At 39.1% G+C, this 11,899-nt stretch carries 10 protein-coding genes; 2 read left to right on the forward strand and 8 right to left on the reverse strand.

Features of this window, described 5'->3' with window-relative positions:
* Nucleotides 1–226 precede the first annotated feature (226 nt).
* The 8 genes from FY048_RS11475 to FY048_RS11510 form a co-directional block, all read right to left on the reverse strand.
* Nucleotides 227–1,585 (reverse strand): amino acid permease, encoded by a 1,359-nt coding sequence (locus FY048_RS11475; RefSeq protein WP_205469650.1) that lies wholly within the window; start codon nt 1,583–1,585, stop codon nt 227–229.
* Between the two features lie 147 nt (nt 1,586–1,732).
* Complete coding sequence (locus FY048_RS11480; RefSeq protein ID WP_446091206.1) at nt 1,733–3,178, reverse strand: NAD(P)/FAD-dependent oxidoreductase; 1,446 nt, start codon at nt 3,176–3,178, stop codon at nt 1,733–1,735.
* Between the two features lie 18 nt (nt 3,179–3,196).
* On the reverse strand, nt 3,197–4,528 hold the full coding sequence (locus FY048_RS11485) for an APC family permease (RefSeq protein ID WP_446091207.1): 1,332 nt from the start codon (nt 4,526–4,528) through the stop codon (nt 3,197–3,199).
* A 197-nt stretch (nt 4,529–4,725) separates the two neighbouring features.
* Complete coding sequence (locus FY048_RS11490) at nt 4,726–5,433, reverse strand: cache domain-containing protein (RefSeq protein ID WP_335976674.1); 708 nt, start codon at nt 5,431–5,433, stop codon at nt 4,726–4,728.
* A gap of 65 nt (nt 5,434–5,498) precedes the next feature.
* On the reverse strand, nt 5,499–6,218 hold the full coding sequence (locus FY048_RS11495) for a FadR/GntR family transcriptional regulator (protein ID WP_004641942.1): 720 nt from the start codon (nt 6,216–6,218) through the stop codon (nt 5,499–5,501).
* 55 nt (nt 6,219–6,273) lie between these two features.
* Nucleotides 6,274–7,044 carry a nuclear transport factor 2 family protein gene (locus FY048_RS11500; protein WP_446091208.1) on the reverse strand — a complete coding sequence of 257 codons (771 nt, stop codon included), beginning with the start codon at nt 7,042–7,044 and terminating at the stop codon, nt 6,274–6,276.
* A 28-nt stretch (nt 7,045–7,072) separates the two neighbouring features.
* Complete coding sequence (locus tag FY048_RS11505; RefSeq protein WP_446091209.1) at nt 7,073–8,503, reverse strand: gamma-aminobutyraldehyde dehydrogenase; 1,431 nt, start codon at nt 8,501–8,503, stop codon at nt 7,073–7,075.
* Nucleotides 8,504–8,832: 329 nt separating this feature from the next.
* Nucleotides 8,833–9,255, reverse strand: a complete 423-nt coding sequence (locus tag FY048_RS11510) for an Lrp/AsnC family transcriptional regulator (RefSeq protein WP_042897997.1) — start codon at nt 9,253–9,255, stop codon at nt 8,833–8,835.
* Nucleotides 9,256–9,390: 135 nt separating this feature from the next.
* Here FY048_RS11510 and FY048_RS11515 point away from each other — a divergent pair, with 135 nt between their 5' ends.
* On the forward strand, nt 9,391–10,626 hold the full coding sequence (locus tag FY048_RS11515) for a bifunctional succinylornithine transaminase/acetylornithine transaminase (protein WP_446091210.1): 1,236 nt from the start codon (nt 9,391–9,393) through the stop codon (nt 10,624–10,626).
* Nucleotides 10,623–11,717, forward strand: a complete 1,095-nt coding sequence (gene astA, locus FY048_RS11520; protein WP_446091211.1) for an arginine N-succinyltransferase — start codon at nt 10,623–10,625, stop codon at nt 11,715–11,717. Before FY048_RS11515 ends, astA begins: the two co-directional genes overlap by 4 nt.
* The last annotated feature ends 182 nt before the right edge of the window (nt 11,718–11,899 follow it).

Raw genomic sequence — 11,899 nt, forward strand, 5'->3', positions numbered from 1 at the left:
AAATATTTATAGATCATGTAAACACTTGTACTTTAATAATTATCCCATTAAATACCAATGTTTAGAATGACTAAGGGTTACATATCAATGTGTCTAGTAGAGAGTTATTCAACAATGATGAATAGAATGTGAATGGTTTTTTGAGTAGATTTTCTGAAGTTACTTCGGGTGACGAGCTGTTAAATGATAAAAGGCTTATCCTGTTTGAATAAGCCTTCTTTGAATATTAGAGTGCTTTTTTCCAACTTAAAAATTTATATAGTCCAAACATGAAAGTGATCCAGATCGGAAGTAAAATCACCGATTTTTCAAATCCTTGAGTCCACATAATATATAAAATCATGCCAATGAAAATTAAAACAATATAGTTACTCAAAGGTGAAAATAGCGCAGGAAATTTGACAGCTTTACCTTCAAGTTTCATCGCACGTTTAAACTTCAAATGGGTAAAGCTAATAATTGCCCAGTTTAAAACCAGTGCAGCCACTGCCATGTACATGAGGTAGCTTAAAGCTTCTTCTGGTACGAAATAGTTAAGTAATACACAACCAAAAATCAGAATAGAAGAGAAGATAACAGCAGCTTTAGGAACACCTTGTTTGCTCACTTGTGCAAAAACTTTCGGAGCATGGCCCTGTACTGCAAGCCCATATAACATACGGCTGTTGGCATACATGCCGCTGTTGTAAACCGAAAGCGCAGCAGTCAAAATAATAAAGTTAAGTAAATGTGCTGCCCAACCAATACCTAGTTGGCTAAAAATCATGACAAATGGACTTTTATCTAAACCACCAAGGTCAAGCTGATTCCACGGAATAAGTGACATAATGATGGCAAGTGAAGCAACATAAAAAATCAAGATTCGAAAGATGACTTGATTGATCGCTTGTGGAATGCTTTTTTCAGGATTTTCGGCTTCAGCAGCAGTCATCCCAATCAGTTCAATACCACCAAAAGCAAACATTAAGAAGGCGAGCATATAAAACAGGCCCGAAAACCCATGTGGGAAAAATCCACCATGCTGCCATAGGTTTGAGAAGCTAGCGATAGAGTCACTACCCGCAGTAACCAATAAATATAAGCCAAATACAATCATTGCAATGACAGCAGCGACTTTAATAATGGCTAACCAAAATTCAGATTCACCATAAAATTTAACATTGCCCAAGTTCAAACATGTGACTAGAACAAAGAAAAATAAAGCTGATATCCAAGCGGGAATGTGGGGCCACCAGTAATGCACATATTTAGCGACCGCTGTTAGTTCTGTCATTGCAACCAGAATATAGACCACCCAATAGTTCCAGCCTGATAAAAAACCTGGGAATCTTCCCCAATATTTTTGTGCAAAGTAACTAAAAGAGCCGACAACCGGTTCTTCTACGATCATTTCACCCATTTGGCGCATAATTAGAAATGCGACCAAACCAACGATGGCATAACCTAAAATAATAGAAGGACCAGCAGACTGGATGACTTGTGCAGAACCTAAAAATAAACCTGTCCCGACAGCACCACCCATAGCGATTAACTGGATGTGACGATTTTTAAGTCCACGTTTTAATTGGGAAGATGAGTTGCTCAAAATATATGCGCTGAATTAAAAAGCTGGCGCTATTGTAATAGATTGGTTAGGGATAACCTAGTTTGAAAAGGATTTTACTCAGTTAAATAAAAAAGGATCCGTACAAAGCTATACGAATCCTTTTTCTGAAATTAGTGGTTCTATAAATTAGAAAGACACCATTTTGCCTGGGTTAATCATTGCGCCAATGCCATACATGCTTTTTGCGAGTGGAATGACAACGGGTGCAAGTGTGCGGCCAAACATAATATTTTGATGGTCAATTTTAGATAACATTTCAAAGTCATTAGATTGCCCAACAAAGTCATTTGCAATGGCTTTACCAATACGCACCGTCTGTGCAACGCCGTGACCGCTCCAGCCATGAACCGCATAAATCGGGAACGTATTGCCAAACTTACGGCTATCCACTGCACCATTTACCGTTAAATCAGTCGTTCCACTCCAGACAAAATCCATTTCTAGATTTTTAATTTGAGGGAACACCGTATGAATTCGATGTTCTAGATAATTTAAGGTTTTCTCTGGACCCCAACACGTTCCAGTGCCTTGCCCACCAAACAGTAAACGGTTGTTAAACACAGGGCGGTAGTAATCAATCTGGAACTGAGTGTCGTAAACCGGATGCCCAAATGGCAGAAGCTCTTTTGTATCAAGTTCTAGAGGAGCGGTGGTCGCTACATAGGTATAAAATGGAATAGTCGTATTGTTTTGTTCTGATAAAAGTTTAAACGAAGCATGGTGAACTGCTAAAACTACAGATTTTTTAGCTTTCACGACTGCATTGGCTGTTTGAATATAAATACCATCTGGTTTTTCTTCTATCGAAATAACTTCTGTTTGCTCATAAACAGAACCACCGTTTTGGCAAAAACCATAAATTAAGCCACGGTTCAAAGCTAAAGGATGGATTTGTCCACCCAACTCATCAATTAAACCGCCCGTATAATAATCAGACTTAATATAGTCCATGAGTTCGTGTTTACCCACAATGCGAGTATGGTCTTCACCTAAATATTTTCGTGCATCAGCACCTTGGGTTAGACCCACTAAATGTCCTTCATGAACGGCGGCAGTAATATGACCTTGTTTTCGATCAAAGTTGAGTTGATATTTTTCTGAGATGTCATCAATGAGTTGCATAGCTTCCGTAGAGGTAAAATGCCACAGTTTTTTTGCATCTTCATAGCCCAGCCGATCGGCCATTTCTTGAGCTTCCCAGCGTGCCAAACCGGGGGTAAGTTGTCCGCCATTTCTACCAGAAGCTGCACTACCAATACGATTTTTTTCTAATAAAACGGTATCTACGCCTTGTTCAGCTAAATGTAATGCACTTGATGAACCTAATAAACCGCCACCAATAACAACAACATCACACTCAATATCAGCTTTTAAACTGTCAAATGTATGCCAATCAGAAAGTGAGCTTTCATAGTAGTTCGCTGGATTATCTACCGCTGCACCTTCTACATTTGCTGTGTCAAATTTTGCATGTTTTGGATTTAACCAGCTCCACTCTTTGCCCACTTGTAGAGATTGACTTGGTTTATATTTCACATCTTTTAGAAGCTCTGGTTTAGAAATAATATTCATGATGAAGTTCCTTAAAAATTAATAAGCATTACTAATAGCAATACTTTGTTTTTTAATCGTTTTATAGATAAATAAAAGAATGCCTAAAGATAACCAGAAACATCCGAAAGTCAGTGAAGATGAGTCAAGGTTAAGCCAGAGGCAAATAATGCTAATGACTGATATAAGCGGCAAAAATAGGTTTAGAAATTTATTTTTAAACCCTGAGCGCTGTTTATCTTTAATATAAAATTTCATAAAAACCGAGAAGTTTACGGCTGTAAAAGCGACCAGAGCACCAAAGCTGATAAGGCTTACGACCTGTGCTAAATCTAGAAAAACCGCCGACATTGAAATAAGACCAACAAATAAAACCGAAAAAAATGGTGTACCTAAAGAGATATGAATTGTTCCAAAATACTTTTTAGGAAAAATATTGTCGGTGCCCATTATATACAGTAAACGTGACGCGCTGGCATGAGAGGCAAGTCCTGAGGCGACAGTGTTCATAATTTGGCCGCACAAGAATACGGACTGAAAAAATGCACCACCGACATAAAGCACAATTTCAGGAAGTGCTTCAGTAGGGTGCTGGAAGCGAAGATTATTTGGAAAATAAAGCTGAATAAACCAAGCTGCGGTAAAGAAAATGAATCCACCAACCAGTGTTGTTAACATGACTGCACGGGGAATATTTTTGGTGGGTTGTTTGGTTTCATTTGAAAGCGTTGTGACTGCATCAAAACCTAAAAATGAAAAGCACAAAACAGAAGCGCCAGCAACGAGCGGTAAGATGGATTGATGCTCATGCCAGAGTGGGGCTAAAGTAAGTACATGCTCATAACCTTGAGTTGAGCTAATACCATGAATCACTAAATAGACAAAAATGACCATGAGTATGATGGGTGCAAACACAAACAACAGGCTTAAATTGGCCAGTAAGCGAATGCGGAAACAGTTCACTAAGGTGACGAGGCTCGCCGATACAATCACCCAAAACCAGTAAGGCAGACTTGGTATGAGGGCAGTGAGGTAGATTGCGGCAAGCAAAACATTAATGAGTGGTAATAACAGATAGTCGAGTAGGGAGCACCAACCGACAAAAAAGCCACTTTTAGGGCCTAGGCTTTCGGCAGTATAACTATAGGCCGAGCCTGATTTCTCTGAAGTTTTGCTGAATCTTGCATAGCTCCACGCAGTGAGTAACATGGCGCCAAGTGCGAGTAAATATGCCAGTGGTACGTGACCATTGGTAATTCCAGAGACAATGCCGAAAGTATCAAACACTGTCATGGGCGTCATGTAGGCAATACCAATAATTGTGACTTGCCAGAGAGATAATTTTTTTAAGGAAGACGGTTTATTTTCCATGTCATTTCAACCTCAAATTTCGTTGTTTTGCTTTTCATCCTGAAAAGCGATGCTATTTTTAGGCCAAAACTTCCCCTAGACCTGAATGAGCAAGTCTGATTGAAGAAAGTTTGAACAAAAGCCAGAGGCTTCAAGCGATGTTTCGCTTTGGTGATGCCTTAAAGCAAGGTCAAATATTTAGTATTTTTGACTTTGCTCTAGATAACGACCAATTGAAAAGATTGACACGGTCGTGAGAGAACCTGCTCGGGGCTTTGTCCTCTAAATAATGTGCCTGTCCTGATGGTGACGTCATTTGAAGTAATGACTCGAGAAGAATCGTTGATCACGATTGCTTTTTGTTTAATATTCTTAAGCTTCGGCATGAGTAGTTTTTCGAGTGCGGAAACTAAAATGTCGGTGGCGATTACGCCAATAAATTGATCACGAATCATGACTGGGTGGGCAAGGGTGATGGTGTATGCACCATTGCAAATATAATCGACATAAGGCCCATGAATGCACGGACTTTTACTTTGAGCAGGTTTATGGAACCATTCGAATGAGCGAAAATCTAAAAATCGCTGAGCATTTTGATAATTTTCCAGTTTGGCTTGCTGGAGCTGATCTTCTTTTTTATACCACCATTCGAGCGTCCAATAATCTTGTTCTTCTTGCGTTGCAGGACTATAACTTGCAAAGCCGATACCTTGACTGTAATGGCTTTCCTGTAATGCCTTTTTAATTTCCTTTTGCAAAGCTGAACGTTCTGAACCTGAAAGCTTAACGTCTTTTGTTTTTTCAGGTTCATGTTTTGAGAGAATTTTGCTCGCTTTAGTTGCCAGCTTTTCTGTAATGGCTGTCGTTTCCTCAACCACCGTCTTTAACAAATTTTGAAGCTCTTCTATATCTAAATGTTGGGTCATTCCTATAACTCCTAAAATTCCGTATTTCTCACTCGATATTTGATAAGCGCTCTGTTTTATTATTTTTATTCGATAGATAACTTATATCGAAGCATTTGGTCTGTTAGCATCGAAATAATTTTTCGTGCTTGAATAACAGCATCATCTTCATTGCCTTGAACAAAAGATGATAAAAGTTGGTGGTATTGCGCGACGACCAATTGATGAAAATGATCATCTTGATAAAGCACTGCGATGAGCGGAGCCCATTCGGCTTGTATAGTTAACTCTTGATTTGCCAGTCGAGCTGATTGGGCAAAAGAGGTGAGAGTGAGCAAGCAGCGTAAATCAAGCTGGGCACGAGTGTCTGCTTCAACGGCTTGTTCAAATTGCTCAATCAATTCTTTGATTTTGCCCAGTTCATATTCAGTGGTTCTTTGTGCTGCTAAATAGGCACCATGGCTTAAAATTGCACTATGAAACTCACCTAGATCAGCAAGATATTCATTTGAAGCTTGACGCAAAGGATGTTTGTTTAAGAGTAAATCGGAAGGTAACTCACAAACAAAACTTCCGCCGTTTCGCCCGCGTCGTGTATCAATCAGACCTTTTACCCGTAAAGTATTTAACGCTTCACGAACGGTAATGGGTGACACTCCCATTAAGCGAGCTAAATCCGCCTCGTTAGGAAGTTGTTCATTGCTTTTGAGCAATCCAGAGATAATTGCATTTTCCAAGCGTTCAACAACTTGTTCCGAGCGAGTTGCCTGAGCGATAGGTGCAAAAATTATCGTATATGCTGACATGGCGAATTCTCTAAAAGCTAAGTCAGCGACTTAGCTTAATGAAACGGATAAATGATTAAAACACGCCATATTGATGGACTGCCTGTTCATCTTCAGGCACAGCTGGTATTGCATCCCAAAGTTCAACAATTTTGCCATTATCTACACGCCACAATTCAAAATAGGCATGTCGATTTCCAGCAATATTTCCTTCGGAATGTGTCAATACAAATTGACCATCAGCAATGGAGCGATGAGTTTTGGAGTATACCAAACCTTGTCCTTCATTACGGATATTGTTCAAAAAATCAATTACTGCCTTAACGCCATCACCAATATCTGGACTATGCTGAATGAACTGATCGCCATGGGTGTATTCTTTAAACGCTTCGTAATTTCCATCAATTAATGACTTCTTAAAGAAAGAGGTCACAATCTCACGATTTTCCTCTGGGTTATGGTGAGTTACGATTTCGGTTGGACCATCTAATTGTGTTCTACCACTCACATTTGGAGCTGCTTCTGCTACCAGACCATCCCAATGCTCTACAATTTTTCCGTCTTTAACGCGGTAGATATCAAAGCCCACTAATGGGTTTTCATCTAATCCCTGAAAGCGCCCATGAATCGCAACCAAGTCGCCATCTGCCAATACACGCACAGCTTCATGTTGCATGTCGGGGCAGTCTTCTACCAGTTGACGCAATCCTGAAATACCGTTTGCAACAAGTGGAGAGTGCTCTATAAAGTCTTCAGAAAAATAACGGTCTAGAGCAGTGGTGTCGTGCAAATTAAATAACTCGTGGTGAGCCTTACTCACAAAGTCTTTCATTTCTTGTTTATTCATTTTGAACTCCTTTCAAATCTGATTTTTATTATTCATTTGAACTCATTACATGTTTAACGCGGGTATATTCTTCAAAACCGTAGCCTGATAAATCTTTACCATAACCCGATTTTTTGAAGCCGCCGTGTGGCATTTCTGCGGTTAGAGGAATATGGGTGTTAATCCAAACCGTACCGAAATCAAGTTCACGAGACAGGCGAGTTGCACGTGCATGATCTTTAGTCCAGACACTTGAAGCCAAGCCATATTCAATATCGTTGGCTTTTTCAATGGCATCATTTTCATCTGTAAATTTTTGAACAGTAATCACTGGCCCAAAAATTTCATTTTGAATTGCTTCGTCATGTTGTTTTAAACCACTAATCACAGTCGGTTCAAAATAGAAGCCTGGACGATCAGCTTGCTTGCCACCAGTTTCAACTTTGGCGTGAGCAGGTAAGTTGTCAATAAAGGTTTTAACATTCTTTAATTGATTAGCATTGTTGAGTGGACCATAAAGTGCATCTTGATCATCGGGTTCACCAAAACATGTATTTTTTGCGGCTTCAATTAATTTACCTAAAAATTCATCGTGAACTGCTTCAGCAACGATCACGCGCGTTGCAGCAGTACAGTCTTGTCCTGCATTGAAGTAACCCGTTAAAGCAATCATTTCAACAGCTTTATCGATGTCGGCATCTTCAAAAACGACTACAGGTGCTTTACCACCAAGCTCAAGATGAGCTTTAGCTAAATTTGCAGCAGCAGAAGCAGCAACTTGTAAGCCTGCACGAACCGAACCGGTAATAGAAACGAGCGCAGGTGTTTTATGCGATACAACTTTTGAACCCACCTGAGCTTGGCCTAGCACCACGTTAAATGTACCTTTAGGAAAAAATGGTGCAGCAATTTCTGCCAGTAAAAGTGTACTTTCTGGTGTTGTGTCACTTGGTTTAAGTACCACAGTATTACCAGCTGCTAAAGCAGGAGCAATTTTCCAAACAGCCATCATGAGTGGATAGTTCCAAGGTGTAACTTGGCCAACTACACCGACTGGTTCGCGGCGAATAGAAGAGGTTAAACCTTCTAAATATTCACCTGAAGCTGTGCCATTCAGTAAGCGGGCAGCACCTGCAAAGAAACGAACCTGATCTGCCGATGCACCAACTTCTTCAGATGCAATTAAGTGCTTTAACTGGCCTGTATTACGGCTTTGAGCCTCAATTAAACGCTCCGCATTTGCTTCAATGGCATCTGCTAAATTAAGCAATGCTTTTTGACGGGTCGAAGGTGTACTGCGTCCCCAAATTTTAAATGCTTCTTTTGCAGCAGCATAAGCTGCATCAACTTCTGCTTCGGTTGCATTAGGCGATTGACCATAAACTTCGCCAGTCACCGGACTTACCAAGTCGAAATAATCATTTCCTTTGCTAGCAACATATTCGCCGTTAATAAAGTGTTGTAGTTGAGTTTTAGCCATTTTTTATACCTTGTCCTTAGGTTTTAACATATAACATATAATACTATATGTATTATGTTTTAAATTTTCTGTCAAATGCTTTGACGGGGGGAGTGAGTGAAAAAAGTTGGAATTTAAATCAAATTAGATTTTAAGTTTTTGATTTGATTGTTTAAAAAAAGTTAAAAATTTATTGAAGATTTTTAGAATAGGTTCAACGTCGTAATAGTTTTGTTGATTTGACGAAAGACAATAGAAGAATTTTTATAATCGAGAGCAGCTTGATGAGCCAAACCTTATGCTTAGCTCATCAATTTTTCGTTCTTATTATTTGAAATTAAAGTGAGTTATCAGGTCTTATGACTTGCAAGCAGGATGCTGGTTTCACTGTTATAAATACCTGAAATATTTCTAATTCTTTCTAAAACTTTATCGAAGTTTTCTAAAGTGTCAGATCGTAGCTCGACCAAAATATCCCATTTGCCATTGGTTTTATGCAAACATTCGACCGCACTTTCTAAGCGTAGTTCTTTAATCACAGACTGCGCTTTGGTCCCTTCGACCATAATGCTCATCCATGCGCGGATGACATTTCGTTCTGCATTGGGTTTAAACCGTACCGTATATCCAGTAATGATGCCTGAAGACTCTAAATATTCGATTCTCTTTTTTACCGTTGCTCTTGAAACGTGAACTCTTTCGGCTAACTCGGTAACAGACATCCGTGCGTTATCTTTAAGCAAACCTAAAATAATTTGATCAATGTTATCCATATTGTAATTGTCAATTATCAGATTGGTAAAAAATAATTCATTTTTTACTGAATTACAAATTTTGTGAATCAATTTGATTTTGAATAATAGGGTCATCAGTTAAGCCTAATAATTCAATTTAATGGACTAGATAAGATGAATAATTTTGCAGTTTCTCGTAGTGACTTTAACGAGTGGATGGTTCCAGTTTTTGCACCGGCAAATTTCATTCCTGTACGTGGCGAAGGTTCACATATCTGGGATCAAGAAAATAAAGAATATATTGATTTTGCAGGTGGGATTGCAGTAAACGCATTAGGTCATACGCATCCAGTGGCAGTAAATGCTTTAACAGAACAAGCAACAAAACTTTGGCATGTGGGCAATGGTTATACAAATGAACCTGTTCTACGCCTTGCAAAACAACTCACCGAAAATACATTTGCAGACAAAGTTTTCTTCTGTAACTCAGGTGCTGAAGCGAACGAAGCTGCTTTAAAACTAGCTCGTAAAGTTGGTTTAGATAGTGGCATTGCTGGCAAAAGTGGCATTGTGGCATTTAAAAATGCTTTCCATGGTCGTACTTTATTTACCGTTTCAGCAGGTGGTCAACCTAAATATTCACAAGACTTTGCACCACTTCCAAATGGAATTAACCATGTTGCTTTTAATGATTTAGAAGCAGCGAAAGCGGTGATTAATGAGCAAACTTGCGCAGTCATTGTTGAACCAATACAAGGTGAAGGTGGCGTTATTCCTGCTGACATCGAATTTTTAAAAGGTTTACGCGCACTGTGTGATGAGTTTGGTGCCTTACTTATTTTTGATGAAGTGCAAACAGGTGTAGGTCGTACAGGTGCACTTTATGCCTACATGAATTCTGGTGTTATTCCAGATGTGTTAACGACTGCAAAAGCACTAGGTGGTGGTTTCCCAGTCGGTGCAATGTTAACAACAGATAAGTTTGCCCCGCATTTTTCAGTCGGTACACACGGTACGACTTACGGTGGTAATCCGTTAGCAAGTGCGGTTGCAGGTGCAGTATTTGAATTTATTAATACACCTGAAGTGCTTAAAGGCGTTAAAGAGCGTCATGACTACTATAAAAATGCTTTAAATCAATTAAATGAAAAATATGAAATCTTTAAGTCGATTCGTGGTGAAGGGTTACTGATTGGCTGTGCCTTAAAAGACAAATTTGCTGGTAAAGCAAAAGACATCAATAATCTTGCAGGTGAAGAAGGTTTACTGAGTTTGATTGCTGGTCCAAATGTTCTACGTTTTACACCGTCTTTGATTATTCCATTTGCTGATATTGATGAAGGCTTAAAACGCCTTGAACGTGCGCTTGCTCGCTTTGTGGAAATTCAAAAGGATGAACAAGCAGCATGATGATTATTCGCTACATCGAACCTAAAGATGTTAATGACCTTTATCTGTTGGCGCAAAAAGCGGGTTTTGGTTTGACATCTTTGCAGCCCAATATGGAAAAACTTGCTGCTCGCATTGAACGGGCTTGTAAAACTGTCGCAGGCGAATTATCAAAAGCAGATCAGGTCTATTTATTTGTTTTAGAAGATACTGAACTCAACAAAGTTGTAGGTGTTTGCGGTATTGAAGTCGCACTTGGTTTAAAAGAGCCTTGGTACAACTTTCATGTAGGAACCCAAGTTCATGCGTCAGAACCCTTAAGTGTTTATAACGCTTTACCTACTTTGTACTTGAGTAATGACCATACCAACTGTAGTGAGCTTTGTACTTTATTTTTAGACCCTGACTACCGTTTAAATAAAAATGGCAAGTTTTTATCTAAAGTTCGTTTCTTGTTTCTGTCAGCATTTCGTCAATATTTTGAAGAAACCATTGTCGCCGAAATGCGGGGCTATTCCGATGCAAATGGGCAATCACCATTTTGGAATGCGGTAGGCCATAAGTTTTTTAATATTGAATTTACCAAAGCCGATTATTTGAGTGGAGTCGGGCAAAAGGCTTTTATTGCTGAGCTGATGCCAAGACATCCACTCTATGTCGATATGTTACCTGACGATGCTAAAGCCGCGATTGGCATTGTTCATCCAAATACTCGACCAGCCTACAACCTCTTGCTTGAAGAGGGGCTACGCTATAAAGGTTATGTCGATATTTTTGATGGTGGGGCGACATTACAGGCCGATATCGAAAATTTACGGGCGATTAAAGAAAGTCAGTCTGTAGCGATCCAAATTGAACAACCTGAAAATATTGCGGTAGGTGATGAAGCTTACATTGTGGCCAATGATGATTATAAAAATTATCGCTCGATTCTTGTGTATAGCAAACCGCACCAAAACATATTGCAGTTAACACACGAACAAGTAAAACAATTGAATGTTGAAAATGGCTCTTTAGTTCGAGTGTTAAGCGTTCAAGCTAAACAAGTTTCCAATCCAAAAGCGGTAAACAAACTAAAAGAGACTGATCATTTGCGAATGGCTGTTAATTAAGCAGAAGTACTATACATTTCACCAAATTTAAGAAGGAATACTATATTATCGCTAACGCAAGATTTGTACATGGATAAACACATTCTTGCTTGCTGAGCTGGAATTAATTAGCCTGCTTCTATTCTATAAGAGATAGACAATTAAAATATTTAATTCATTTATATATTTTAATTTTCTTTTGA

The sequence above is a fragment of the Acinetobacter sp. 1124_18A genome (assembly GCF_052824995.1).

What these genes read in the sequence shown, in the direction of transcription:
- FY048_RS11480 (WP_446091206.1), bottom strand. Translation starts at nt 3,178, where the DNA reads ATGAATATTATTTCTAAACCAGAGCTTCTAAAAGATGTGAAATATAAA.
- FY048_RS11485 (WP_446091207.1), bottom strand. Translation starts at nt 4,528, where the DNA reads ATGGAAAATAAACCGTCTTCCTTAAAAAAATTATCTCTCTGGCAAGTC.
- FY048_RS11510 (WP_042897997.1), bottom strand. Translation starts at nt 9,255, where the DNA reads ATGGATAACATTGATCAAATTATTTTAGGTTTGCTTAAAGATAACGCA.
- astA (WP_446091211.1), top strand. Translation starts at nt 10,623, where the DNA reads ATGATGATTATTCGCTACATCGAACCTAAAGATGTTAATGACCTTTAT.
- FY048_RS11490 (WP_335976674.1), bottom strand. Translation starts at nt 5,433, where the DNA reads ATGACCCAACATTTAGATATAGAAGAGCTTCAAAATTTGTTAAAGACG.
- FY048_RS11505 (WP_446091209.1), bottom strand. Translation starts at nt 8,503, where the DNA reads ATGGCTAAAACTCAACTACAACACTTTATTAACGGCGAATATGTTGCT.
- FY048_RS11500 (WP_446091208.1), bottom strand. Translation starts at nt 7,044, where the DNA reads ATGAATAAACAAGAAATGAAAGACTTTGTGAGTAAGGCTCACCACGAG.
- FY048_RS11495 (WP_004641942.1), bottom strand. Translation starts at nt 6,218, where the DNA reads ATGTCAGCATATACGATAATTTTTGCACCTATCGCTCAGGCAACTCGC.
- FY048_RS11515 (WP_446091210.1), top strand. Translation starts at nt 9,391, where the DNA reads ATGAATAATTTTGCAGTTTCTCGTAGTGACTTTAACGAGTGGATGGTT.